The sequence below is a fragment of the Mesorhizobium sp. C399B genome (assembly GCF_030323185.1).
Classification (GTDB): domain Bacteria; phylum Pseudomonadota; class Alphaproteobacteria; order Rhizobiales; family Rhizobiaceae; genus Mesorhizobium.
This window is the reverse complement of record NZ_CP100472.1, coordinates 3,517,109-3,540,962: the sequence shown is the minus strand read 5'-3', so window position 1 is coordinate 3,540,962 and position 23,854 is coordinate 3,517,109. Positions and strand designations below refer to the sequence as shown.

At 60.8% G+C, this 23,854-nt stretch carries 23 protein-coding genes and 1 pseudogene; 15 read left to right on the top strand and 9 right to left on the bottom strand.

The features are described from left to right. Nucleotides 1-192: 192 nt before the first annotated feature. Nucleotides 193-1,965 carry an adenylate/guanylate cyclase domain-containing protein gene (locus NLY36_RS17110; protein ID WP_023733665.1) on the top strand — a complete coding sequence of 591 codons (1,773 nt, stop codon included), beginning with the start codon at nt 193-195 and terminating at the stop codon, nt 1,963-1,965. A 280-nt stretch (nt 1,966-2,245) separates the two neighbouring features. Here the strand turns inward: NLY36_RS17110 and NLY36_RS31565 are convergent, their stop codons facing one another. Beyond that, on the bottom strand, nt 2,246-2,509 hold the full coding sequence (locus NLY36_RS31565) for a YjiS-like domain-containing protein (protein ID WP_023699217.1): 264 nt from the start codon (nt 2,507-2,509) through the stop codon (nt 2,246-2,248). Between the two features lie 168 nt (nt 2,510-2,677). Between NLY36_RS31565 and NLY36_RS17105 the strand changes: the two genes are divergently transcribed. Then, nucleotides 2,678-3,385, top strand: coding sequence for a winged helix-turn-helix transcriptional regulator (locus tag NLY36_RS17105; RefSeq protein WP_286461255.1), 708 nt, complete (start codon nt 2,678-2,680; stop codon nt 3,383-3,385). Between the two features lie 252 nt (nt 3,386-3,637). Here NLY36_RS17105 and NLY36_RS17100 read toward each other — a convergent pair whose 3' ends face one another. Further along, nucleotides 3,638-4,309 (bottom strand): GntR family transcriptional regulator, encoded by a 672-nt coding sequence (locus NLY36_RS17100; protein WP_023697480.1) that lies wholly within the window; start codon nt 4,307-4,309, stop codon nt 3,638-3,640. Nucleotides 4,310-4,434: 125 nt separating this feature from the next. Here NLY36_RS17100 and NLY36_RS17095 point away from each other — a divergent pair, with 125 nt between their 5' ends. The 9 genes from NLY36_RS17095 (at nt 4,435) to NLY36_RS17055 (ending at nt 14,184) form a co-directional block, all read left to right on the top strand. Continuing rightward, entirely contained in the window at nt 4,435-5,022 is a 588-nt protein-coding gene (locus tag NLY36_RS17095; RefSeq protein ID WP_023697481.1) for an amino acid synthesis family protein, read from the top strand. Continuing rightward, on the top strand, nt 5,015-6,814 hold the full coding sequence (locus NLY36_RS17090) for an alpha/beta fold hydrolase (RefSeq protein ID WP_023697482.1): 1,800 nt from the start codon (nt 5,015-5,017) through the stop codon (nt 6,812-6,814). The genes NLY36_RS17095 and NLY36_RS17090 overlap by 8 nt, the downstream gene beginning before the upstream one ends. Continuing rightward, nucleotides 6,811-7,848 carry an LLM class flavin-dependent oxidoreductase gene (locus NLY36_RS17085; RefSeq protein ID WP_023697483.1) on the top strand — a complete coding sequence of 346 codons (1,038 nt, stop codon included), beginning with the start codon at nt 6,811-6,813 and terminating at the stop codon, nt 7,846-7,848. The genes NLY36_RS17090 and NLY36_RS17085 overlap by 4 nt, the downstream gene beginning before the upstream one ends. 10 nt (nt 7,849-7,858) lie before the next feature. Continuing rightward, nucleotides 7,859-9,328 (top strand): aldehyde dehydrogenase, encoded by a 1,470-nt coding sequence (locus NLY36_RS17080; protein ID WP_023697484.1) that lies wholly within the window; start codon nt 7,859-7,861, stop codon nt 9,326-9,328. Between the two features lie 60 nt (nt 9,329-9,388). Further along, nucleotides 9,389-10,393 (top strand): ABC transporter substrate-binding protein, encoded by a 1,005-nt coding sequence (locus NLY36_RS17075; protein ID WP_023697485.1) that lies wholly within the window; start codon nt 9,389-9,391, stop codon nt 10,391-10,393. Between the two features lie 59 nt (nt 10,394-10,452). Beyond that, nucleotides 10,453-11,313 carry an ABC transporter permease gene (locus tag NLY36_RS17070; RefSeq protein ID WP_023697486.1) on the top strand — a complete coding sequence of 287 codons (861 nt, stop codon included), beginning with the start codon at nt 10,453-10,455 and terminating at the stop codon, nt 11,311-11,313. 1 nt (nt 11,314) lies between these two features. Beyond that, nucleotides 11,315-12,115 (top strand): ABC transporter permease, encoded by an 801-nt coding sequence (locus NLY36_RS17065; RefSeq protein WP_023734805.1) that lies wholly within the window; start codon nt 11,315-11,317, stop codon nt 12,113-12,115. Beyond that, complete coding sequence (locus NLY36_RS17060) at nt 12,112-13,188, top strand: ABC transporter ATP-binding protein (protein WP_023697488.1); 1,077 nt, start codon at nt 12,112-12,114, stop codon at nt 13,186-13,188. Before NLY36_RS17065 ends, NLY36_RS17060 begins: the two co-directional genes overlap by 4 nt. Before the next feature lie 405 nt (nt 13,189-13,593). Next, on the top strand, nt 13,594-14,184 hold the full coding sequence (locus NLY36_RS17055; RefSeq protein WP_023697489.1) for a flavodoxin family protein: 591 nt from the start codon (nt 13,594-13,596) through the stop codon (nt 14,182-14,184). A gap of 544 nt (nt 14,185-14,728) precedes the next feature. On the opposite strand, the gene NLY36_RS17050 is transcribed toward NLY36_RS17055, so the two are convergent. Further along, on the bottom strand, nt 14,729-15,088 hold the full coding sequence (locus NLY36_RS17050) for an SRPBCC family protein (RefSeq protein WP_023697490.1): 360 nt from the start codon (nt 15,086-15,088) through the stop codon (nt 14,729-14,731). A 5-nt stretch (nt 15,089-15,093) separates the two neighbouring features. Continuing rightward, nucleotides 15,094-15,789, bottom strand: coding sequence for an aromatic ring-hydroxylating oxygenase subunit alpha (locus NLY36_RS17045; RefSeq protein WP_023697491.1), 696 nt, complete (start codon nt 15,787-15,789; stop codon nt 15,094-15,096). A 400-nt stretch (nt 15,790-16,189) separates the two neighbouring features. On the opposite strand from NLY36_RS17045, the gene NLY36_RS17040 reads away from it, so the two are divergent. Beyond that, on the top strand, nt 16,190-16,822 hold the full coding sequence (locus NLY36_RS17040; protein WP_023697492.1) for a tyrosine-type recombinase/integrase: 633 nt from the start codon (nt 16,190-16,192) through the stop codon (nt 16,820-16,822). A gap of 62 nt (nt 16,823-16,884) precedes the next feature. Here NLY36_RS17040 and NLY36_RS17035 read toward each other — a convergent pair. Further along, a pseudogene (locus NLY36_RS17035) lies at nt 16,885-18,013 on the bottom strand (IS30 family transposase). A 229-nt stretch (nt 18,014-18,242) separates the two neighbouring features. On the opposite strand from NLY36_RS17035, the gene NLY36_RS17030 reads away from it, so the two are divergent. Continuing rightward, a complete protein-coding gene (locus NLY36_RS17030) occupies nt 18,243-18,755 on the top strand; it encodes a hypothetical protein (RefSeq protein ID WP_023731489.1) in 513 nt (170 codons plus the stop codon). A gap of 133 nt (nt 18,756-18,888) precedes the next feature. On the opposite strand, the gene NLY36_RS17025 is transcribed toward NLY36_RS17030, so the two are convergent. Together NLY36_RS17025 and NLY36_RS17020 are read right to left on the bottom strand one after the other, a co-directional pair. Continuing rightward, nucleotides 18,889-19,779 carry a LysR substrate-binding domain-containing protein gene (locus NLY36_RS17025; protein WP_023697495.1) on the bottom strand — a complete coding sequence of 297 codons (891 nt, stop codon included), beginning with the start codon at nt 19,777-19,779 and terminating at the stop codon, nt 18,889-18,891. A gap of 678 nt (nt 19,780-20,457) precedes the next feature. Beyond that, entirely contained in the window at nt 20,458-20,736 is a 279-nt protein-coding gene (locus tag NLY36_RS17020) for a DUF1127 domain-containing protein (protein WP_023697496.1), read from the bottom strand. Between the two features lie 152 nt (nt 20,737-20,888). Here NLY36_RS17020 and NLY36_RS17015 point away from each other — a divergent pair, with 152 nt between their 5' ends. Together NLY36_RS17015 and NLY36_RS17010 are read left to right on the top strand one after the other, a co-directional pair. Further along, entirely contained in the window at nt 20,889-21,146 is a 258-nt protein-coding gene (locus NLY36_RS17015; RefSeq protein WP_286461249.1) for a winged helix-turn-helix transcriptional regulator, read from the top strand. Between the two features lie 14 nt (nt 21,147-21,160). Then, nucleotides 21,161-21,595: a hypothetical protein gene (locus NLY36_RS17010; RefSeq protein ID WP_050591557.1), complete on the top strand. Its 435-nt coding sequence runs from the start codon at nt 21,161-21,163 to the stop codon at nt 21,593-21,595. A gap of 274 nt (nt 21,596-21,869) precedes the next feature. Here NLY36_RS17010 and NLY36_RS17005 read toward each other — a convergent pair whose 3' ends face one another. Together NLY36_RS17005 and NLY36_RS17000 are read right to left on the bottom strand one after the other, a co-directional pair. Further along, entirely contained in the window at nt 21,870-22,259 is a 390-nt protein-coding gene (locus tag NLY36_RS17005; protein WP_023697500.1) for a cupin domain-containing protein, read from the bottom strand. Nucleotides 22,260-22,426: 167 nt separating this feature from the next. Further along, nucleotides 22,427-23,509, bottom strand: coding sequence for an alpha-hydroxy acid oxidase (locus NLY36_RS17000; protein ID WP_245259989.1), 1,083 nt, complete (start codon nt 23,507-23,509; stop codon nt 22,427-22,429). Between the last annotated feature and the right edge of the window lie 345 nt (nt 23,510-23,854).

Here is a 23,854-nt window from a genome sequence, read left to right as displayed (position 1 = left end):
TCGTTGACTGAAAATTTTCAACGGCACCTAAGGTCCGCCTCGCCAACAGATCGTGGTTGCCGTAATTCACTTCCAATCAGATCCCGCGCTGCTTTGTTTGAGGCTATCTCGGAATTCACCTATCGAACGTCGCCTTCGAAAACGGGATTCTGTAATCTGTGCTATGCCACTTAGTCGACAGGAGTGGGCGAAGTGAGCCAGACGCGAAAACTTGCGGCGATCCTGGTCGCTGACGTGGTCGGATATAGCCGGCTGGCGGGGTCAGACGAAGATCGAACGCTGGCGCGGCTACGGGCGCTCCGGAGCGATCTCATCAATCCGACCATCGCTGTCCACAATGGGCGCGTTGTGAAGCTTATGGGTGACGGCACCCTCGTAGAGTTCCGGAGCGTTGTTGACGCCGTACGCTGTGCAATCGAAATGCAGAACGGCATGGTTGAGCGCAACGCTGGCTTACCGCCCGGGCGACGCATTGAATTTCGCGTCGGCATTCATCTCTGCGATGTTGTCGAGGAGAGCGACGGCGATCTGATGGGAGATGGTGTCAATATTGCCGCCCGTCTAGAAAGCATCGCTGAGCCGAACGGCATCTGTTTATCGGCCGCCGCTTACGAACAGGTGCGCGACAAACTGAAGGAAGAATTTGTCGATCTGGGCGAGAAAGAGCTCAAAAATATCGCACGCCCGGTGCGCACCTATCGTCTACGTATGCGCGACACAGTCCCAAAAACCGATCTGGCTGCGACTGCCGGGTCCTCCGAACAGCTGGCGCTGCCCGACAACCCTTCGATTGCTGTCCTGCCATTCCAGAACATGGGCGGCGACCCCGAACAGGAATACTTCGCCGATGGCCTTGCCGAAGACATTATTACTCGGCTGTCGCGTCTTCGTTGGCTCTTCGTGTCCGCCCGCAACTCTTTGTTCACCTACAAGGGAAAAGCGGTCGACTTAAAACAAGTCGGTCGAGAGCTTGGTGTGCGGTATGTGCTGGACGGAAGTGTAAGGCGCTCAGGTCATCGCCTCCGGATAAGCGCGCAAGTCAGTGACACATCGACCGGGGTCCAAGTGTGGGCTGAACGATACGATGTGGAATTGTCGGAATTCTTCGCGCTTCAGGATCAGATTGCCGAAAGTGTCATCGCTACGATCGAGCCGCGGCTCTACACGGCGGAACAGCAACGCTTTCAGAGCAGGTCCCCCACCAATCTTGACGCTTGGGGATTCGTCATGAAGGCGATGCCATATGTCTGGACCTGGAGTTCGGCTACGGAAATCGAGATTGCACAGGGATTTCTGAAGCAGGCTACGGACCTCGATCCTGACTATCCCCGCGCCAACAGCCTGTTGGCGTGGGCTCACGCGGCCCGCGTTTTGTCAGGATGGGCCAACGCAGCAGACATTCTGCCCACCTCTCGCGCCCTCGCGCAGCGGGCAATCCAAGGCGACCCCGAGGACCCGTGGACGCATTTAGCGGCAGGGTTTGTGCACATGATTTCGCGCGGCTTCGACTCTGCTGTGAGAGAACTAAATGAAGCGATCGAGCTAAACCCGAGCTTCGCCTTTGCGCATTCGATCCTGGGCTCAACTTACGGATATGGGGGCATGCCCGCCGAGGGGCTCGACCATCTTGAAATCGCGGGTAGGCTAAGTCCTCGCGATCACACATATGCTGCGAATTTCTCCATCCTTGGCTTATGTCATTTCATGGCTGGACGATATGCAGACGCGGTCGAATGCGAATGTCGCGCGGTTGAACTCCGGCCCCATTTTGGGTCTGCATGGCGGACGTACGCGGCGGCCGCTGGGATGGCCGGTGAAATGGACATCGCGGTTCATGCGCTTTCGCAGGCCAAGCGCCTTCAACCGTCCCTGTCGCTTCAATGGGTAGACAAGTTTCATCCGATCGTTCACGACAAGCACCGGGCTCTCTATGTAGAGGGGCTGCGCATTGCCGGGCTTCGATAGTTGCGGATCGTGCCGTGCTCGTAGCTCGCTATCGGACCTACTATACCGCACGAGCGTGCGCTCAGCGCCTCAACTCGGTTGTCAAAGCTTCGGTGGGTTTCTTCCAACAGCAGACGTTCCTCACGATGAATCCGAAGAGCCGGCCGACCACTTGGAAGTATGCATTCGAATCGCTTCGGCGCGCTAGATCTCTGAAACCAAGGCGCTACTGGGATGGCCCTGAGTTCGGCTGATCAATTGCCGCCGTCAAAACGGCTTCCGCTCCCGGGGCTCTCCCTTCTCACCAATTTCCCGTGCGGTTCTGCGCTGCACTCTGGAGCGCGCGAGAGGCGGACCTATCGAAGCTGTCGGCGCAGGCCGCTTCGACGTCCGCTTCGGTCAAGCCAACGTCCCGCAGAAGGCAGTTGGACAGGTGACCGAGCCCGCGCTCTATGTTGCGGCGGGTCCTCCACTCACGGACAAGGGCCAGCAGGCGTTCGAGCGGAGGGTCAAGAAAAGTGCCCGGCAAGCGCCGTGCGGTCTGGCCTATTGTCGTTTGCGTCATGTTACGCCAAGTCATGGTGAACCTCCGTTGATCGGGAATGCGAATGGCGATCACGTGACGGCAGAAGGCGAGAAGGCGCCAGGGCAGCTTCGGAAGCGTTCCGCTTCAGATTGTGAACTGGCCTCAGACCTCCGAAAGGCCTAACCTGCGGCAAAGGAGCGGTCAGCCATGACGCGACGGCCTTACGGACTGGTCTGCCCGATCTCGCACGCCTGCGAGTTCCTGGAGCCCCGCTGGACAATTCAAATCCTGACCGAGCTCTGGAACGGCTCGACCCGCTTTAATGACATTCGCAAGGGGGTGGGCAACGTCTCGTCCGCCCTCTTGTCGAGGCGGCTCAAGGAAATGGAAGCGTTGGGCCTGGTCGAGCGCGTCGAGGACGAGGCGACGGGCACCATCAGCTATTTCCGTACCGAAAAGTCGATAAGGCTCGAGCCGGCGATGAACGCGCTGGCGGAATGGGCGCAATGCAACATCGAGGCGGAGATCGCGCTCGCCGACGTGGATGTTTCGACCCTCATGTGGGCCGTGCGGCGAAAGATTGACCTCGCTGAACTGCCGCGGCGGCGCGCCGTCATCCGCTTCCATTTCCGCGAAGATCCCCCACCAAGGTGTCCCCATTACTGGTTTGTGGTCGAGCCAGGCTCAGACTTGCCCGAGCTATGCTCGCTCGACCCCGGCCGGGACGTCGATCTTTACGTCGAGACCGGCGTTGTTTCGCTGGGAGCGATCCTGGAGGGCCGCTCCAGCATCGAGCGTGAGAAAGAGAGGGGCGGCCTTTTCCTCATCGGCGACCTCGGCCTCGCGCGAAGCATGGACCGTTGGCTGCGAATCTCGGTCTACGCGGCGCTTGAGGGAATCGTCCAGCTTCCTTGAAAGCTATGTTTGGAGTGCAGCCTTATGCAACCCGCCCAGGACGACAAAGCCATTTGGCTGGCCTCAAAAGCTATGGTGCAATCGTCCGTTGTTGATTGCTGCTCACCGAAAGCCGCCAGTCCGCATTCGGCCCGACGCTGCCGGACCGCTTTGCCGCTCAATCTCAGTCGTAAAGTTGCATTTTCGTTGCCGGGAAGCAGACATTTTCTGCAAGGCGCTTCGCAGGGCTGGATAGGCTAGGCTCACGCGGACTTAGACCATGCGAAGTTTATCTCGAGCGATCTGCCACGCCGATTCGACATGTCGCCTTGCCGCCGCTTCCGCTTCATCGGGCTTGCGCGCCCTTATCGCATCCATGATCTCATTCATCTCGGTGATCGCCGGCTCGCGGCGGTTCTCCGAATGAATAGTCATCGAACGAAGCTGATTGATGCGGACATTCAACCCGCTGACGATTTCCCAGGCGACACGCTTGTCCGCGGCCTCGAACAGCGCCTCGTAGAATTTCGTCGTTGCCCGCATAACCGCCGTCGGCATCGCGGACGCCCACGCATCGAACAAATCCGCCAGCGCCCCTTCGAGCGTTGCCAACTGCTCGCCGGTGGCCGACAGGGCACAGGCTCGGGCCGCGATGCCTTCAAGCAGAGCCCGAAGCTCGTAGATCTCGTCGGTACGGCCGAGGTCCGGCCTGGCGACGGCCGGCCCATGCCCAGGGATCATCTGCACGAGCCCCTCTGCCTCCAGCTGCCGTAGAACCTCACGCACGACGGAACGGCTGACGCCGAGCTGGTCGCAAAGCGGCCGTTCGACGAGCCTTTCGCCAGGCTGGAAATGGAAATCCATGATCGCTTCGCGCATGCGCTCCAGCGCCAGCGTCCTCAAGGTCTTGGCGCTGCGGTCGATGCGAAGCGTGTCGTCTGGCATGTATGCCTCCTGCGCCGCTACCAAAACAGATTCGACGCCCGGTTGACAAGGTACTTGGCGCTCCATATCATGGTATACCATAAGATGACAACGGACGTCCCGAGGCATTACCTACCGAGGAATCGATGCAGCCCGCCATTCGTAAGATCGTGACTTATACCGAGAACATGCTGATCGAAGGCGGCAAGGCCGCCCCCCGGCCGCTGCGCCTTATCGGCGTCGCCGCGGTGCTGACCAATCCCTGGGCCGGTCGCGGCTTCACCGACGATCTGTCGCCCCAAATCCGAGCCTGTGCGCCGGTGCTGGGGGAGATCCTGACCCGCGAGATCGTTGCCGTCGCCGGTTCCGGCGAGGCTATCGAGGGCTATGGCAAGGCCGCCATCTGCGGTACGTCGGGCGAGATCGAGCATGCGTCGGCGCTGATCCACACACTCCATTTCGGCAATCATTTTCGCCGTGCCGTCGGCGCCAAGACCTACCTTGCCTTCACCAACCTGCGCGGCGGGCCAAACACGCCGATCATGATCCCGCTAATGGACAAGAATGACGAGGGACGGCGCTCGCATTACCTGACCGTTCATTTCCAGATCGGCGATGCGCCGGCGCCGGACGAACTGGTGGTCGCGCTTGGCGCTTCGATCGGCGGTCGCCCGCATCACCGCATCGGCGACCGCTATCAGGACCTCAAGGAGCTTGGGGACGTGCATGGCTGATGCTTCTGCATGGGCTCGACAGGGCACGGCGCCCGACGGCACCGGCTTCATCCGGGCCGGTGTCGGTACCCCAGTGCTGTTCATCCATGGTGTCGGCATGAACGCTGCGATCTGGCAGCCGCAGCTCGAGCGCATGGTTGGCCGCTTCGACGCGATCGCCATCGACATGCTCGGCCATGGTCAGTCGCCGCTGCCACCTCAAGATCCGGAACTGGCCGATTATGCCGACCAAGCCATTCGCCTCCTCGACCATCTCGGCCTCGACAAGGTATCCGTCGTCGGCCACTCGATGGGTGCACTCGTTGCTCAGGAACTCGCGCTGCGCGCACCGGAGCGCGTCCGCCGCATCGTTTCCCTGAATGCCGTGTTCCGGCGTCCACCTGAACTGGCCGAAGCCGTTCGCCAGCGCGCGGTCGCGCTCAACGGCCGCAGCGATACGGCCGGCACGGCACGGACCATCGCCCGCTGGTTCGGCGATCCGGTGCCGGCCGAGTTGGAAGCGGCAGCGCAGAAGACGGCATCCGCACTGAGCGCGGTCGACCCGGAAGGCTATGCCCGCACCTATCTCCTGTTCAGTCGTGCCGACGGCGATCATGCTGATCGCCTGCCGACGCTGGCCGTGCCGGCCCTGTTCATGACCGGCTCCGAGGACAGGAACTCTTCACCGGCAATGTCAGCCGCGATGGCACGCCTGGCGCCGCATGGCCGCTGCACGGTACTGCCAGGTGAGAAGCACATGATGGCGGTCGCGGCACCGGACCTCACCACGCGCTGCATCGTTGACTTCCTCACAGAGGACGAAGCGACCGAACAAGACGGCCCTGCGGAAGCAAATACCGGGTTCGACAGCGGCGAATTCCGCCGTGCGCTTGGCTCCTTCCTCACCGGCGTCACCATCGTCACCACGATCGGCCCCGAAGGCGAGCCGCGCGGCTTCACCGCCAACTCCTTCACCTCGGTGTCGCTCGATCCGCCGCTGGTGCTGGTCTGCATCGCACACAAGGCGCTTGGCCATCCCGTCTTCGCGACATCGAAGAGCTTCGCCATCAACGTTCTCAACGAGGGTCAAAAGGCAGCGTCCGGCATCTTCGCCTCGAAAGTGGCCGACAAGTTCGCCGCCGTTGCCTGGCGGCCGGGACGGACCGGCAGCCCTGTGCTGGACGGCTCCGTCGCGTCCTTCGACTGTGACATGGAGCGACTGGTCGAGGCCGGCGATCATTCGATCCTCATTGGGCGCGTCCGCGATTTCGAGCACAATTCCTCGCAGCCGCTCGGCTATTGCCGCGGCGCCTATGTCGCACCCGGCCTCAGCCAGGACGCGCTCGCCGCAACCCAACCCGGCACCGATGTTGGCGCCATCCTCGAAAATGGCGGCCGGATCCTGTTCGTGGAAACCGCGGACGGTTTTGAACTGCCGCGTGGCCGAGGATTGGGCTCGGCCAGCGACGGCAAAAGCCTGCGAGGGCTGCTTGCGGCGAAAGCCATCGAGGCTCAGCTCGGCTTCCTTTTCGCCGTCTGGGACGATGCCGGACCTGTTTCACGCACGCATGTCTACTATCGCGGCACGTTCGACGTGCCCGCTTCCAGCGATCGCGGCATCCGGCTGATCGAGATCGACGCGATCGAAGGATTGAAGATCGCCGATCCGGCGATCCGCTCGATGCTCGCGCGCTATGTCAGGGAATGCTCGGTGGATGCATTCGGTGTCTATGTCGGTAACAATGTCGAAGGCGAGGTCCGGCCGCTCGCCAGCGCCGGCGCTTCCGCCGTCAATACAGGTGACCAGCGATGAAATTCTCGCTTTTCGTGCACATGGAACGATCGGACCTGGCCAAGCCGCATTCCGAGCTTGTGACCGAGCTAGAAGAACTGGTCCTGCTGGCCGAGCAGGCAGGGTTCGAGACCGCCTGGATCGGCGAGCATCACGGCATGGAATTCACCATCTCGCCGAACCCCTTCATCAACATCGCCTATCTCGCCGCCAAGACCAGCCGCATCCGCCTCGGTACCGGAACCGTGATCGCGCCCTTCTGGCACCCGATCAAGCTTGCCGGCGAAGCCGCGATGGCCGACGTAATCAGCGGCGGCCGGCTCGACATCGGCATCGCGCGCGGCGCCTACAGCTATGAATATCAGCGCATCTTTCCAGGCCTCGACGCCTGGGGGGCCGGCCAGCGCATGCGCGAGATCATACCGGCGATCCGCGGCCTCTGGGACGGCGACTTCGAACTCTCCGGCGAGTTCTGGCAATTCCCGGCCACCACCTCCTCGCCCAAGCCGCTGCAGAAACCCTACCCGCCCATCTGGGTGGCGGCCCGCGACCCGAATTCGCATGATTTCGCCGTCGCCAATGGCTGCAAGGTCCAGGTGACGCCGCTGGCTTCCGGCGATCACGAGGTGACCAGCCTGATGCAGCGCTTCAACGGCGCCTGCACCGCGCATCCCGAGATCGAACGACCGGAAATCATGCTTTTGATGCACACCTTCGTCGCCGAAGACGCGACCGATGCCGATCGCCTCACCCAGGACCTGTCGACTTTCTACTGCCAGTTCGGCGCCTGGTTCCAGAACAAGAAGCCGGTGCATCAAGGCATATTGGAGCCGCTGACGGCGGATGAGATCGCGGCCATGCCGCAATACGCGCCGGACAAGATCAGGCAGAACCTGGTGATTGGCGAGGCTGATGAGGTCATCGCCCGTTTGAAGGCTTATGAGGCGCTCGGCTACGACCAGTATTCGATCTGGATCGACAGCGGCCTTTCGCACCAGCGCAAGATGAAATCGCTGCAATTGTTCATCGACCGGGTGATGCCGGCCTTCCTCTGATCGCGAGCCCATGACCGACGCTGTTTTCAGGAACTTCATCGACGGCCGCTTCGACGAGCCGTCCGCCACGTTCGACAGCGTCGACCCATCGGCCGGAACGGCCTGGGCCAGGATGCCGGCGGCGAGCGAAGCCGATGTCGACCGTGCCGTCGAGGCGGCGCACCGCGCGCTGCGCTCAGACCTATGGCGAAGGATGACTGCGACAGCGCGTGGAAAACTGCTGGTCAAGCTCGGCGACCTCGTCGCCGCCAATGCCGGGCGCCTTGCAGAACTCGAGACGCGCGACACCGGCAAGATCATCCGCGAAACCCGCGCCCAGATCGCCTATGTCGGCGATTACTACCGCTATTATGGCGGGCTTGCCGACAAGCACGAAGGCGCGCATGTGCCTGTTGACAAGGCGGATCTCGACGTCACCATACGCCGCGAACCGATCGGCGTCGTTGCCGCGGTGGTGCCGTGGAATTCGCAGCTCTTCCTCTCGGCCGTCAAGCTCGGCCCGGCGCTCGCCGCCGGCTGCACCATCGTGCTCAAGGCCTCCGAAGATGGGCCGGCGCCGCTGCTTGCCTTTGCCGAATTGGTTCATGAGGCCGGCTTTCCAGCCGGTGTCGTCAACATCCTCACCGGCTTTGGCCATGATTGCGGCCGGCGCCTGACCAGCCATCCGCTGGTTTCGCGCGTCGCCTTCACCGGCGGTCCGTCGACGGCGCGCGCCGTCGTCAGGAACACGGCGGAAAACCTTGCCTACACCACGCTCGAACTCGGTGGCAAAAGCCCGGTCGTCGTCTTTGCCGACGCCGACCTCGACAGTGCCGCCAATGCGGTGGTCGCCGGCATTTTCGCGGCGACCGGCCAGAGCTGCGTCGCCGGCTCGCGGCTGCTGGTTGAACTTTCGGTGAAGGATGAATTCCTCGCTCGCCTGAAGCGCAAGGCCGAGGCGATTCGCATCGGCGATCCGCAGGATCCGGCGACCGAAATGGGTCCGCTCGCCACGCTGCGGCAGCGCGACTGGATCGAGAAGGTTGTCGCGGAAAGCCTCACCGCGGGCGGCATGCTGGTCACCGGTGGAACACGGCCAGTCGGCAGCGGCTTCTACTACGCACCGACCATCATCGATGCCGGCGGCAGCGATCTGCCCTGCGTGCGGGAGGAATTGTTCGGACCGGTGCTCAGCGTGCTTGCCTTCGACAGCGAAGCGCAAGCGCTGGCACTCGCCAATGACACGCCGTTCGGCCTGGCTTCCGGCGTGTTCACCAGCAATCTCGGCAAGGCGCATCGCATGGCGCGCGACATCCATGCCGGCGTTGTCTGGGTCAACACCTATCGCGCCGTATCGCCGCTCGTTCCCTTCGGCGGCTACGGCCTGTCGGGCCTCGGCCGCGAAGGCGGTCTCGACGCCATCAGAGACTACACGCGCTCGAAATCCGTATGGATCAACACCTCGGACGAGCCGATCCCCGATCCCTTCGTCATGCGCTGAGTTGCGAAGGACGCAGGTGCACTGAGAAAAACAAGAACAGACCAACAGAGGAGAATGAGAATGAAATTGATTTTGACCGGCCTGCTGGCCGGACTGCTCGCGGCGACAGCCGCCAAGGCCGATGAGATGGCGTTCACCAGCTGGGGCGGCACCACGCAGGAGGCGCAGACCAAGTCCTGGGCCGCCCCCTTCGAGGCCAGCTCCGGCATCAAGGTTTTGCAGGATGGACCGACCGACTACGGCAAGCTCAAGGCCATGGTCGACGCCGGCAACGTCACCTGGGATGTCGTCGACGTGGAGATGGATTTCGCCATCAAGGCCGCCAAGGACGGACTGCTCGAGCCGATCGACTATGCGGTCGTGCCCAAGACCGATCTCGACCCGCGCTTCAGCAATGAGCATGCCGTCGGCAGCTTCTACTATTCCTTCGTGCTCGCCTGGAACAAGGGCGCCGTCCCGGGCGAACCGGCCGGCTGGGCCGACATGTTCGACACCAAGAAGTTTCCCGGCAAGCGGACCTTCTACAAATGGTCGGCGCCGGGCGTGATCGAGATCGCTCTGCTGGCCGACGGCGTGCCGGCGGACAAGCTCTATCCGCTCGACCTCGACCGTGCCTTCAAGAAGCTCGACACCATCAAGTCCGACATCGTCTGGTGGGGCGGCGGCGCCGAGTCGCAGCAGTTGATCGCCTCCGGCGAGGCCGCCTTCGGGCAATTGTGGAACGGGCGCGTCTTCGCCCTTCAGCAGGACGGCACCGATGTCGGCGTCTCCTGGAACCAGAACCTCACCGCCGCCGACGTGCTCGTCGTGCCGAAGGGTACCAAGAACAAGGCCAGCGCGATGAAGTTCCTTGCCGCCGCCACCAGCCCGACCGGCCAAGCGAAATTCGCCGAAGCAAGCGGCTATGCGCCCATCAACACCAAGGCCAAGGCGGAGATGCCGGCCGATGCCGTCAAGGCCCTGCCAGATGCCCATGTCGAGGGCCAGATCAATCTGGACATGAACTACTGGGCCGAGCATCGCGACGAGATCGCGACGCGCTGGTATGCCTGGCAGACCAAGTAACGCCGTTGCAGACCCACGGGGCGCGGCTTGCGCGCCCCGTTTCGAGACAGGACCGCTCGATGCAAGGAAATTCTCCTAGACGCGGCTCGATCGTCGGCCTCCCGGCCGGCAGTGGCAGCGCCTTGCCGGCCCTGCTCCTGGTCGGGCTGTTCTTCATCGTGCCGGTGATCGCCCTGCTGCTGCGCAGCGTCACCGATCCCGAACCGGGCTTGCAGAACTACGCGGCGCTGTTCGGCAGCGGCACCTATGTGCGGGTGTTCCTCAACACCTTCCTGGTTGCATCGGTCGTCACCGCCGTCACCATCCTGGTGGCGTTCCCCGTCGCCTGGATGCTGGCGATCATGCCGCCCGCCCTGGGCTCGATCGTCTTCGGCATCATCATCCTGTCTATGTGGACGAACCTTCTTACCCGCACCTATGCGTGGATGGTGCTGCTACAGCGCACCGGTGTGATCAACCGGGCACTGATGGGCCTGGACATCATTCACGAGCCGCTGCCGCTCATCAACAATCTGACCGGCGTCACCATCGGCATGGTCTACATCATGCTGCCCTTCATGATCCTGCCGCTGGTCGGCACACTGAGGGCGATAGACCCGATGACGCTGCGCGCGGCAGCCCTTTGCGGCGCAAGCCCGTTCGAGGCCTTCCGCCGCATCCTCTTGCCGCTGTCGCTGCCCGGCGTCGCTGCTGGCGGCCTGATGGTCTTCGTCATGTCGCTTGGCTACTTCGTCACCCCGGCCCTGCTCGGCGGCACATCGAACATGATGCTGGCCGAGATGATCGCCCAGACGGTGCAGTCGCTGCTCAACTGGGGGCTCGGCAGTGCGGCCGCCTTTGTCCTGCTTGCCGTCACCATGGCGCTATACGCGATCCAGCTTCGCCTGGTTGTTGCCAGGCGCGCCGGGGGAGGGACCTGACATGCTGCTCGACTATGAACGGCTCGGATGGCTGCGCATGGTGCTTGGCGGCTTCACGGCGGCCGTCGCGGCTTTCCTGCTGCTGCCGGTGGTCTTCATCGTGCTCCTGTCATTCGGCTCGTCGCGCTGGCTGGCCTTTCCGCCACCCGGGTGGACGCTGAAATGGTATCAGCAGTTGCTGGGCGACCCGACCTGGATCGATGCCGCGCTGACCAGTGCCCGAATTGCCGCCATGGCCGCTATCCTCGCCGTCATCATCGGCCTGTTCGCCTCCTTCAGCCTGGTTAGGGGTGAGTTTCGCGGACTCCAGGTCCTGCGCGGCTTGCTGTTGACGCCGATGGTGCTGCCAGTGGTCGTTTTCGCCATCGCCATCTACGCCTTCTTCCTGCGCATCGGCCTTGCCGGCACCACGGTCGGCTTCGTCATCGCCCACACCATCTTGGCGCTGCCTTTCGCGATAATTCCGATCACGGCCGCGCTCGAGGGTTTTGACAAATCCATCGAGGACGCGGCCATCGTCTGCGGCGCCAGCCCGCTGCAGGCGAGGCTTAGGATCACCTTGCCGTCGATCAGGATCGGCATCTTCTCGGCGGCGATCTTCTCTTTCCTGGCCTCATGGGACGAGGTCGTGGTGGCGATCTTCATGGCGAGCCCGACCTTGCAAACCTTGCCGGTGAAAATCTGGGGCAGCCTGCGCGCCGACCTCAGCCCGGTCGTCGCCGCCGCCTCCAGCCTGCTTGTCGGCTTGACCTTGTGCCTGATGATCGTGACCGCACTCCTTCGCAGAAAATTGTCCAGATGATCCCTCCCTTCCTGTCCATACGCGCAGTAAGAAAGACGTTCGGTGCCTTCGTCGCCGTCCACGACGTAACCATCGATGTGCCCAAAGGTGAATTCCTGACGTTCCTCGGCCCGTCCGGCTCCGGCAAGTCGACGACGCTCTACGCCATTGCCGGTTTCCAGGATCCGAGCTCTGGCGATGTGCTTCTGGAGGACATGTCGCTGCTTTCGGTTCCGTCGCACAAGCGCAACATCGGCATGGTTTTCCAGCGTTACACCCTGTTTCCGCATCTGAGCGTCGCCGAGAACGTCGCCTTTCCGCTGCGCGTGCGCCGCCGGCCCGACGGCGAGGTCAAGCGCAAGGTTGCCGACATGCTGGCGCTGGTGCGCCTCGAAAACTTCGCCGACCGCCATCCGGGCGCGCTGTCTGGCGGCCAGCAGCAGCGCGTGGCGCTTGCACGCGCGCTGGCCTACGACCCACCGATCCTTTTGATGGACGAACCGCTGTCGGCACTCGACAAGAAGTTGCGCCAGGAGATCCAGGCCGAGATCCGCCGCATCCACCGCGAGACCGGCGTCACGATCCTCTATGTCACGCATGACCAGGAGGAGGCGCTGCATCTTTCCGATCGCATCGCTCTGTTCAGGGAAGGCCGTATCGAACAGATCGGCACCGGTGAGGATCTTTACCTCCGGCCGGCGAGCGAGTTTGTCGCCGGCTTCATCGGCAACTCGAATTTCTTGCCGGCCGAGCATCTGCTAACCGCAGGTGGTGCGGCGACGGTCCGCCTGGTCGACGGCTCGATCGTGACCGGCGTAAAGACGACAACATCCTTTGGTCAAGGCCAAAAGGTGCGCCTGATGGTACGCCCCGAAGCCTTCCGCCTGACGCCCGGGCCAGCGAGCGCAGCACTCGCCGTCGAGATCGTCGATACCGCCTTCTTCGGCGACCGCCGGCGCATCGTGGCGCGCACGGCGGCCGGGGAAGATATCGACGTCAGGCCAACCTCCGATGCAGAGGAAGCGGACAGCGCCATCGCACCGGGTCAACGCATTTTCTTCGATCCTGCCTCGGCATTCCTGTTCCCTGTCTAGGGCTTGGATTGCGCCCTGTCAGGTCGATTCCATTGCGGCATGAAAGTGCGCCTGTGAAAATTCATGCTTAGAAGCTGACAGTCCCATTTCGGCCCCAAGCTGTTATGCTGGCGATCCCTGTTTCTCCTATGGCCCGGCCGCTTCCGGGCGGCGGAGCTGGGGAAGCGGACATCCGCCGAACTTCGTAGACGAGGCCCTTTCATCTCGGCCATTCAGTAGCCGCCAGGGTTCCTGGATGCCGACGTTGCTTATAGCAGCGAAGCAATCGATACCGCCGCTCTTGCCACCTCGTATCGTGATGACGGTTGCGAGGGAGAATGCAGCTAGTGCACAGTAGCCTCGGAGGTGAAGATGTTGTTCGCGTCACACTCCGATCATGTTCGTGCCGCGCACGAGGATCCTCACATGGACAAAGCGACGACCATCGTTGGAATAGACTGTAGCCCACGCGCGTCCAGTAACTCAGGGCGGATGCTCGGCGAGGTTCTTCGCTCGCTCGAGAGAGATCGGCTGGTGAAGGTCGTGGAACAGGTGCGTCTGGCCGATGAGCGTATCGACTGTCTCGGGTGCGAGCAGTGTTATCAAACGTTCGGATACCACGGTGACGGGATCGATCGTGTTCTGTCATTCATGAAAGAGTCGGACGTGATTCTGATGGCTACTCCCACCTGCTTCGGAATGCCGCCGGCCCTGGGCGTCGTCTTGCTCAACAGATCGGATCCCCTGTGGCGCGACGGACAACAGCTCAAAGGAAAACTCGGAGCGGTCATCGTCAACGGCGCCAGCGATCCCTCGGACGATCCGAGTGTGCGCCTATGCGCGGACAACATGATCAAGTTTCTCGAGCAGCACGAGATGTCCTGCGTCCAGCCGGTCCATCTGGGCGGAACGCTCGCGTATCCCGAGCAACGGTTTCCAGACCCGCTCCCCGCCGGTACAACAGGCGTTCTCGGTCAATTGGCTGACGAGATCCGGCAGTGGGTCGGGAGCAGGTGATGCCGGCACATCTCTTGCTCAGTATTCTGTGCGAGAGTCGTTGCTCAGCTGGTCCGCGCTGCACTGCCGCGGAGGAACCGTGACGCCAGAAAAAGACAGCTTTCACATCGACAGCGTCGACGAGGTCGTAAGACGCGGTCGACATCAGCCCAAGCTGAGCGGTAGCAATTCGATCCTCGAACCCAGAAGCTTGGTCCGCGAACGGCCAGTTGGGCCTGCAACGGCAGCTTCGAGCAATCGTCGGCGACAGCGGAGCGACTGGAATGGGATCGGCAGCAGAACGGCAGCTTCTTGCAACTTCCCGGCGAAAAAACCGACGGTATCGGCCTCGTTCCAGCTGTCACGGGTCCGGCCGGTAAGAGCGCCCGCTAAACTTGGTCGTCAAAGCCGCGTTCGCCGATCTGCTCTGCGCATTGAGCGAGTTCCGATTGCCGCGACGCTCGTAACTAGTCTTACCGTGCCCGCCCTATACCCTCGACTGGCCGGGGGCTCTCGTGCCGGCGCCGAGCCGGAGCACTATGGCGGACAAGGACACCAGGGGCGGTCACAGTCCCAGTGCCGCAGCGAACCGTTCCTGGAAATACTGCACTCCCCGCTCATGCCGCCCCGAGAGCGGGCCGGAGCTATATGCCCCTGCGGCATAGTTGCGATGCGTATCGGGGCAGATGGTGTAGTCCTCGCGTACCACGGCCAGAGTGCCTTGCACGGATTTCGCCCTGCTCTCGGATGCTTCAGCAGCGATATCGGCAAAGAAGAAATGGTAATGCTGGTCTGTGTGATGCGGTGAGGTCGGATTGATCCGGCTAACGTTCATGCCGCCATCGAAAAGCGACAGCGTCCAGTTCGGCCACATCCAAAGCCATTTGCCGCGATAGAACAGATCGTCTTTCGGCGGTGCGGTCATCCGGACTAACCGGGATGGGCGGTGGTCTGGAAAGCTTCGAAGTCGATGGCAGCGTAGAACGAGGGATGCGTGCCAGGGGTGTGGTAGCCTTCGACGAAATTGTCGGTGTAGATCTTCCAGTTCGCCGCAAAGCTGACCGTGGCCTGATCGGTGGCGGCATAGGTCTCCAACGGCTCGTCCGCCAGTTCGGCGGGCAGAGAGCCAAGTTGATCCAGAAGACTTTCCTTCGGGTCAAGTGCCGCGAAGAGCAGCCCGCGCCATTCGGACAACTGCACCGTGTCCAGCGGCCAGTCTTCGGCGATGATCGCGGGATCCTTGCCATACCATGGGGCCTGCAGCAGCCGCCCGGTGTCGGCAAAGGACCATTTGTGATAGGGGCAAACGATCAGCCCACATTTGCCCGCGCCATCGGCCAGAAGTTTCGCCCCCCGGTGGCGGCAGACGTTCTTAAATCCGCGCAAGGTCCCGTCCCGGCCCCGGATGGCAAAGATCGGCGTGCCGGCGATGTCGATGGCAAGGTATTGACCGGACGTCGCGACCGAGGCGACAGGGCCCATGAACTGCCAGGTGTGCGCGAAGATGTTGCACCGCTCCTGCTGCCAGATATCATCGCGGACATAGAGCGACGGGTCCAAGTTCAGGTATTGCACGGGCGGAGTGTCGAGTGGCGGGTGGTCGGGGCGCAAGGTATCTGGCGTCATAGGCTAACCTCCAGTTCCGGCAATCCTGTCGTAAGCGGGGCGACATCCCAAGGGAACTGGCTCTGCTGCGCACAGCCTGTAAGCCGGTGCAATTTTGCTCTAACGCAGATTTGCTGGAGTTGCGGTTCATTTCCAATTCGCCGACCTAGTTGTCGACCGCGATCAACACGTCGGATGCCATAACAGCAGCATGGGCTCCAGGCCGACCTCGAGCCCAGTTCGTCGCCTGATGAACGGCGGGTCAGAATGGTGCGGTTCGCGCGCGAACGACGCGGATGGGGTCGGTTGCCGAACGGCAGCTATCCGCCGAGCCCGACCGAAACCTGACAGTCAGCAGCCGGCCCAGCAACAGTCTAGCGGCGTTTCTCTGGTGGCCAATCATGGCTGCAGGAGAAGCGAAATGGGACACTCGTGCTACGACCTCACCGACTCCGACCGCCGGGCATGGAATGCCGGGAAGAAGGTCGGGACGAAACGACCTCTGAAACCTCGACAGATATGGGCGATACGCTTCTTTCTCGATCGAGAGCTGCGTCTGCGAGACAGAGCGCTCTTCGATTTGGCGATCGACAGCAAGTTGCGCGGCTGCGATCTCGTCAAGATCAAAATCGGCAACCTCGTGGTAGGACCGGAAGTCCGAACTCGCGCGATGGTCATCCAACAGAAAACTGGCCGACCTGTTCAGTTCGAGTTGATGAGCGACGTACGCTCCAGCCTTCTCGCATGGCTGGAGCGACGCGGCGGAACAGTCGATGATTACGCGTTTCCGAGCAGGATCAATCCAAGGGCTCACATGAGTACAAGGCAGTATGCACGCCTCGTCGACGAATGGGTCGAGGCGATCGGGCTTAGACCAGAGGAATACGGAACCCATTCCCTGCGTCGCACCAAGGCCTCGATTATCTACAAAGCGACGGGAAATCTGCGAGCCATCCAGATTTTGCTCGGTCATACTAAGATCGAGAACACGGTCCGCTATCTGGGAGTCGATGTTGAGGATGCTCTCGAACTTTCCGAGGCAACTGAGGTTTGATCAGGTGCGGCTCCACTTCACGAGTGGAGCCGTGACCAATTTGCGCCGGTGGGTTCAACCGGTCATCGTAACACCTTCTGTAGCCTATCGGCCGGCGTTTCGAAGTCCAGGGTTTTCGGGGTCGCTGATTGAGCTGCAGGGCGACGGCGTTGAGTTGGGCCTGCGAGACATGGGAGAGGTTGGTTTCTCTCGGGAAGTACTGCCTGAGCGGACCGATGGTATTTTCATTGCTGCCGCGCTGACAGGGACTTCGCGGATCGCAGAAGTAGACCTGTAGATCGGTTGCAACGGTGAAGCTCATGTGCCGAGCCATCTCCTTGCCCTGGTCCCACGTTAGCGAGCGTCGTAACTCTTCGGGCAATGTGCCGTTCGTCTGGGCAAGGGCCGCCACGACGGTGGCCGAGTCCCTCCTCGCCACCTTTACAAGCATCGTGAACCGGCTGTGTCGCTCCACGAGGGTGGCGATGTGCGTGTCGTTCGCGCCGGTGAGCAGATCACCCTCCCAAATGGCCTGGGATGGCGCGATCCTCAGCCTCGGCGGGGCGCTCGCGGATGGAGATCATATCGAGTATTTGTCCTTGCCCCGTCCGGCTCTGTGCGCCTTTTGCGAGCCGCATCTGTCGTTTGGTACACAGGTGCGCTGTTAGTTCCTTCTTGAGCGCCCCTCGCGACTGGATGAATAGACTGCGATAGATCGCTTCATGAGATATCCGCATGCTTGGATCGCCTGGGTACTCTCGCCTCAGCCAGCCCGCTATCTGCTCCGGGGACCATTGCAGCGCTAGCTTTTGCGCCACCTGCCATCGTAGCCGCCCAGAGCTTGCCAGGCGACACTGCTTCGGGCGCAGCGCTCGCACCCAAGCATGCTTGTCGGCCCGGGTTGCACGATACGCTTGTGCACCGCCATTGCGCGAGATAACGCGACATATTGTCGATGGGGATCGCCCGAGACTTCGTGCAATAGCGCGGATCGCAAGACCCGCCGCGATCCCGCGAGAGATCTCTTCGCGTTCCGCCAGCCCGAGCGCCAAGGCCCCTCTACGCCTAGCTGACGGAGCAATGCCGCTGCGTAAGGATACGATCCGCTGAACGCCGGTCTTGTTCCGGCGGTCAAGTGCTCTGACCTCGGTTCCATCGCTCCCAAAGCTCGACCTTCTGCGCTGACGTAAACCAGATCCGTGAGGTCACCATGCAACACCTCTTCATCCTCTCAGATTAAAGCGGGTTGCGACGACCGGTTGAACCCGCCGCCTCATTCCGGTCGTTCGCCCACCTTCCGAAAACGGGTCGCCGGCGGTGAACTCAACTCTAACTTGTCGTCAGTAAGTTGTGTTCCGTGCCTCCTGGCCTAAGCGATTGCGTTTTTGCAATATCTCAGCTCAGCTCCGGCGTTAATTTAGATCAATCTAATGGACCCCTAATGAGTGCGCGCTTATCGACGGCCATTAGGATCGGGGAAGCCGCAAAGGCGATCTTCCGAAAAACTCAGAGCTTTCCAAGCCGAGAATTCGGAAAGCATGCAGACCTGAGCGAACGCGAACACGTCGGTGTTGAACCGATGCTTTTGGCGCTTTCTATGGAGCTGGCACTCAAAGCGTGGTTCGTCTTCGACCATGAAAATCCAAGAGTCGTCAAATCGCACAACCTGATAAGGCTGTTTGATCGCCTAAAGCCCGAAAGCCAAGAGAAACTCGACGCGGAGTTCAAAAGGTCAGTGGTCCCGTATCATCCCAATGGTTTCTACATCGAGTACAGCATTCGTCACATTCTGTATCAACACCAAGATGCCTTCACCGACTGGCGCTATCTTCACGAGGCAAAGAAATCGATGATGTTCGATCAGAGTGCTTTTGAGGCAACGCTCGAAATGGTGCTCCGTGAGTTCGAGAAGAGGTATCGGATTGAGCGGGTGAAGCCGCTTTGGCCATCCTGAATGTAGTCAGGATCGGAGGCCCCGATGCGGCCTTGATTGTTTCGAGCGGTAGCTTTGGGACCGGAGCTTTCCTTGCCGGAGGGAAGGGCTAACGACCGCAACGAGGCGGGCAGCGGCCTGACCGTTCCGGGCTTCAGGACCACGTGGCCTCGTCCGAAACCCACTTATGGAACGCGGCGATACGAGGGTCGGTCCAGCAATCTTTTCTGCAACACAAATGATAGGCCTCCGTGTCGTCAGAGATCTGCATATCTTTGAACGGCAGCACCAGTTCTCCCTTGGCAATCTCGTCGTGAAGCACAGAGAGGTCTCCGATCGCGACGCCCTGGCCCATGGCCGCGGCACGATAGGCCATATCGGCACTGGGAAAAACCTCACCCGAGTTCACGTCAAGAAGGTTCGGCGCAAATCGCCCAGCCCAAACTTTCCAATCGTGCCGATCAGGCGTCTCATGCAGCAGGTTATGGTGAACCAGGTCGGCAGGAAACGTTATTGGCACGCCCCTCTCCAGTAGCTTTGTAGAGCAAACTGGGGTGCCGAACGATTGCAACACCAACACCGCCTCGATATCTTTCGGCCGATTTGGATAACCGCAGTCAAAGGCGAGATCGAACTCACCTCCGAAGAAAATTTCCCAGTCAAAAGGAGCGGTCGTTACCCGAATACCGATTGCAGGCCATTGCTGCTTGAAACGGTCAAGCCGCGGTAGCAGCCACCGAATGGAGAAGGTGGGCGGGCAGATAACCTTCAGATGCCGAGGCTGGCGTTGCACGTCTTGAGCTCCCGCGGCAATGCTTTCGAACGCGGCCGCCAGGATCGGTTGAAAATTGCGCCCCGCATCGGTCAAAACCAACCGGCGCGGCAATCGTCGAAACAATTCCACTTGCAATGCTGTTTCCAACAGCTTGACGTGCCTGCTGATCGCTCCTTCGGTCACGCATAGCTCCTCAGCCGCGCGCGCAAAGCTTTCGTGGCGCGCGGCTGCTTCAAAGGCCCGAAGCGCATTGAGTGAAGGGAGACGCATCGACTGTCACTACCTCAGGAATTCTGAGCCTATCCCAGAGAAAGACTGGTTTGTAGCCGGTACGCTGTCTGCCTACGCTGTCATCTGCAAGCGCGAGGTTGGCACGGAGGCCTGACGGTGAGCAACAATCTTCTTGCATCGACGTTTCAGGACTTGTCCCATGAGGTTCGAGCAATCAGAATAGCTCGCTATGTCTCAAGATGGCGGCAACGGCATTTCTACCGCCGTGACCTAGCGCGACTATCGGGGGTAGCGCCGCACATGATCGACGATATTGGATTGACGGAGGACGAAGTGGAGTCTGAACTTGCAAAGCCATTCTGGCGATGATCGGATCCTGACTAGGCCGACCACTTGAAAGCTGGAACCCTTTGTCGAGTGCGCTAAGCTTCCCCTTCAGGTCAAGTCACGACGCGCCCACCCCAACCCTGAATGTCCGGCCTTGAAGATTCGCAGACCGAAGCTGCCGGTCAGCTACCGGCTCAAAAAATCTACCGGTCAGCAATGCGCCTTAACTCGACCAGAGAGTTCAATTTTGCAGCGGCCCGAATGGAGACATCGCCGGCGACCACGCCGAACGCCGCGGTTGCGCCTCAAAATCGTTGTTAAAGAATGGCCCCTAATTCGGCTGATCAATTGCCGCCCTCAAGCGGCCTCAGCCCGCGGGGCTTTCCCTTCTCACCAATTTCCCGTCTGGTTCTGCGCTGCACTCTTAAGCGCGAGAGAGGCGGATGTATCGAAACTGTCGGCGCAGGCCGCCTCGACGTCTGCTTTGGTTAAGCCAACGTCGCGCAGAAGGAAGTTGGACAGGTGACCAAGCCCACGCTTTATGTTGCGGCGGGTCCGCCACTCACAGACAAGGGCCAGCAACCGTTCGAGCGGAGGATCAAAAAAAGTGCGCGGCACGCGCAGTGCGGTCTCGCCTAGTGTCGTTTGCGTAATGTTACGCCAGGTCATGGTAGCCTCCGTTGGGGGATGCACGAATGACGACCACCATCATGGCAGAGGACGGGAAGGCACCAGGGCAGCTTCGGAAGCGTTCCGCTTCAGATTGTGAACTGGCCTCAGACCTCCGAAAGGCCTAACCTGCGGCAAAGGAGCGGTCAGCCATGACGCGACGGCCTTACGGACTGGTCTGCCCGATCTCGCACGCCTGCGAGTTCCTGGAGCCACGCTGGACAATTCAAATCCTGACCGAGCTCTGGAACGGCTCGACCCGCTTTAATGACATTCGCAAGGGGGTGGGCAACGTCTCGTCCGCCCTCTTGTCGAGGCGGCTCAAGGAAATGGAAGCGTTGGGCCTGGTCGAGCGCGTCGAGGAGAGGCGACGGGCACCATCAGCTATTTCCGTACCGAAAAGTCGATAAGGCTCGAGCCGGCGATGAACGCGCTGGCGGAATGGGCGCAATGCAACATCGAGGCGGAGATCGCGCTCGCCGACGTGGATGTTTCGACCCTCATGTGGGCCGTGCGGCGAAAGATTGACCTCGCTGAACTGCCGCGGCGGCGCGCCGTCATCCGCTTCCATTTCCGCGACGATCCCCCACCGAAGTGTCCCCATTACTGGTTTGTGGTCGAGCCAGGCGCGGACTTGCCCGAGCTCTGCTCGCTCGACCCCGGCCGGGACGTCGATCTTTACGTCGAGACCGGCGTTGTTTCGCTGGGAGCCATCCTGGAGGGCCGCTCTAGCATCGAGCGTGAGAAAGAGAGGGGCGGCCTTTTCCTCATCGGCGACCCCGGCCTCGCGCGAAGCATGGACCGTTGGCTGCGAATCTCGGTCTACGCGGCGCTTGAGGGAATCGTCCAGCTTTCTTGAAAGCCATGTTTGGAGTGCAGCCTTATGCAACCCGCCCAGGACGACAAAGCCATTTGGCTGGCCTCAAAAGCTATGGTGCAATCGTCCGTTGTTGATTGCTGCTCACTGAAAGCCGTGGGTTAGGCGAGCAAGATACGCTCAGCGAGCGTGCGATGACCTTCTTTGGGGCAGGCCATCATTTTGTCGATCAAAGAGCGCAGAACTCCTTTGACCCATTCGTTGCCCACGGCACGGATCGCGTACTGCGCGCCTCGATAATCGTCGAAATTCGGGATCAGTCTGCCGCCGATAGAAGCCAGCGACGGACAGGCTCGCTATCATCAAAGGCCGCCTCGAAAATTGATGATGCGAGCACGGCACATATGTGAAGGGTTTCAGAGCCGACGTTTCGAAACCCGTGTTTTCGATTAGCCGGAACAACAAGTGATTGCCCTTCGATTATGCTAACCGACTCGTTGTCAATCCAAATCTCTGCTTTGCCGGTGACCACAGAGAGCACTTCTTCAACACGGTGACTGTGCGTCGGGGCGCCCATAGCCGGCGCTACCCATTGCTCGAAAATGCACAGCTGAAGCGCGCCGTTCTCAGCGGATATAAGCATCCGGGTTTCTACTCCAACTCGCCATTCCTCCCGCCGCTGTTCCGCATGTGAGATTATCTTCATGATGATTGTGGACCCCTCTCACTTCAAGCAAATGTTCTTCTCCTGTAAGGACCCGCCCGCAACTCTGAAATGCACATCGAAGCAACGTCCCAACCTTGGCCAGAGCACAAGTAGATGGTCCGTGTCGGCACCCCCGGAGCCCTCAGCGACATCCATCCCCCTGCTTGTCACCAGATGAGACTTCGATCAATCTCGCCAATTGAGGTCCTCCCGGTTAACGCCATTGCCGTTTCAAATTCCCGGCGTAACAGGTCAACACAGTGCCTGACCCCATCGGATCCGCCCAAGGCAAGCGCATAAACATATGGGCGGCCGATCATCACCGCGGTTGCTCCAAGAGCGATAGACTTCAAAACATCCGTTCCCCGTCTGATGCCGCCATCGATAATAATTGGAATCCTGCCGGCCACCCGCTCGGCAACTGCCGGCAGTGCATCGATCGTTGCCGGCAGCGTGTCGAGGTTCCGTGCGCCATGATTGGAAACCACAATGGCGTCGGCGCCTGAGCTTATCGCCAGTTCAGCGTCCTCAGGATCAAGGATGCCTTTCAACACGATAGGCAGAGCTGTGAGAGAACGAAGCCACTCAACATCCGGCCATGTCAATATTGCACGCTTTGGCGAACCACCGATCTTGAAGAGGCCTGTATTGCGGTCATTGAAATAAGGGGTGGTGAGCGCATCGGGAATTTTGAAACCGGCTCGCATTTGCCTTCGCCGATCGCCGAGTGTTGGCATATCCACCGTTACGCAGATCGCCTTCGCTCCGCCCGCAGCGACTTGGGCGACAAGGTCACGGTTGAAACATCGATCGCTCTGCCAATACAACAGGAACCAGATCGGCACAGGGCTTGTGGCCACGCATTCCTCGATGGTTGCTGTTCCGCTGGTCCCCAGAGTGAATATCGCACCGGCTTCGCCCGCCCCGCGAGCGGCAGCCACCTCGCCCTCGGGGTGTGACATGCGTTGGAATGCCGTTGGCGCCAGAAAGATCGGATGAGAGAGCCTTTCACCGAAGAGCGTAATGCTTGTGTCGATCTTCGAGACGTCCCGCAAAACCCGCGGCCTGATCCGCAGCAGGTCAAACGCACCTACATTGTCCCGCATCGTAATTTCGTCACCAGCCGCGCCGGCGATAAACTCATAGACGGCATGGGGCAAACGATCACGTGCAGCAGGTTCGAAGTCTGCCAGGCAAAGAAATTCATTTGCGAGATCAGAAGGCATTTGCCACCCGGCTGCGGTGTTCAAGACGTTATGCTGAGTTGTTACGCTGTTCAACAGGCCGCCCGTGCTCCACGGCATCTTGAGCTTCTTTCCAGAGCTCCGGCGATACAATCGTGCTCGAATCGGAGTGACATTGAGTTGAGCCCATCCGTGCTGACCAGAAGCCAGAAGGCTCCTGCTGGACAACGCGCTTTTGTCGTCTGCCGTGCTGGTGGCCAAGCCGTCACGCCCTCTCTGAAGGACTTCTCTCGTTTGAGGATGCGCCTAGACGGCACCCTTTCAGATATTTATGTTAGACATCTCTAAAGTAGGGATGAGCCGCTCAGCTTCAGATTGCGCCAAGGCCTGCATTCAAGCTCTGATTTGTTG

Coding starts and splice junctions, on each gene's coding strand:
- NLY36_RS31565 (WP_023699217.1), bottom strand. CDS start 2,509: ATGACGCAAACGACAATAGGCCAGACCGCACGGCGCTTGCCGGGCACT.
- NLY36_RS17105 (WP_286461255.1), top strand. CDS start 2,678: ATGACGCGACGGCCTTACGGACTGGTCTGCCCGATCTCGCACGCCTGC.
- NLY36_RS17100 (WP_023697480.1), bottom strand. CDS start 4,309: ATGCCAGACGACACGCTTCGCATCGACCGCAGCGCCAAGACCTTGAGG.
- NLY36_RS17095 (WP_023697481.1), top strand. CDS start 4,435: ATGCAGCCCGCCATTCGTAAGATCGTGACTTATACCGAGAACATGCTG.
- NLY36_RS17090 (WP_023697482.1), top strand. CDS start 5,015: ATGGCTGATGCTTCTGCATGGGCTCGACAGGGCACGGCGCCCGACGGC.
- NLY36_RS17085 (WP_023697483.1), top strand. CDS start 6,811: ATGAAATTCTCGCTTTTCGTGCACATGGAACGATCGGACCTGGCCAAG.
- NLY36_RS17080 (WP_023697484.1), top strand. CDS start 7,859: ATGACCGACGCTGTTTTCAGGAACTTCATCGACGGCCGCTTCGACGAG.
- NLY36_RS17075 (WP_023697485.1), top strand. CDS start 9,389: ATGAAATTGATTTTGACCGGCCTGCTGGCCGGACTGCTCGCGGCGACA.
- NLY36_RS17070 (WP_023697486.1), top strand. CDS start 10,453: ATGCAAGGAAATTCTCCTAGACGCGGCTCGATCGTCGGCCTCCCGGCC.
- NLY36_RS17065 (WP_023734805.1), top strand. CDS start 11,315: ATGCTGCTCGACTATGAACGGCTCGGATGGCTGCGCATGGTGCTTGGC.
- NLY36_RS17060 (WP_023697488.1), top strand. CDS start 12,112: ATGATCCCTCCCTTCCTGTCCATACGCGCAGTAAGAAAGACGTTCGGT.
- NLY36_RS17055 (WP_023697489.1), top strand. CDS start 13,594: ATGGACAAAGCGACGACCATCGTTGGAATAGACTGTAGCCCACGCGCG.
- NLY36_RS17050 (WP_023697490.1), bottom strand. CDS start 15,088: ATGACCGCACCGCCGAAAGACGATCTGTTCTATCGCGGCAAATGGCTT.
- NLY36_RS17045 (WP_023697491.1), bottom strand. CDS start 15,789: ATGACGCCAGATACCTTGCGCCCCGACCACCCGCCACTCGACACTCCG.
- NLY36_RS17040 (WP_023697492.1), top strand. CDS start 16,190: ATGGGACACTCGTGCTACGACCTCACCGACTCCGACCGCCGGGCATGG.
- NLY36_RS17030 (WP_023731489.1), top strand. CDS start 18,243: ATGAGTGCGCGCTTATCGACGGCCATTAGGATCGGGGAAGCCGCAAAG.
- NLY36_RS17025 (WP_023697495.1), bottom strand. CDS start 19,779: ATGCGTCTCCCTTCACTCAATGCGCTTCGGGCCTTTGAAGCAGCCGCG.
- NLY36_RS17020 (WP_023697496.1), bottom strand. CDS start 20,736: ATGACCTGGCGTAACATTACGCAAACGACACTAGGCGAGACCGCACTG.
- NLY36_RS17015 (WP_286461249.1), top strand. CDS start 20,889: ATGACGCGACGGCCTTACGGACTGGTCTGCCCGATCTCGCACGCCTGC.
- NLY36_RS17010 (WP_050591557.1), top strand. CDS start 21,161: ATGAACGCGCTGGCGGAATGGGCGCAATGCAACATCGAGGCGGAGATC.
- NLY36_RS17005 (WP_023697500.1), bottom strand. CDS start 22,259: ATGAAGATAATCTCACATGCGGAACAGCGGCGGGAGGAATGGCGAGTT.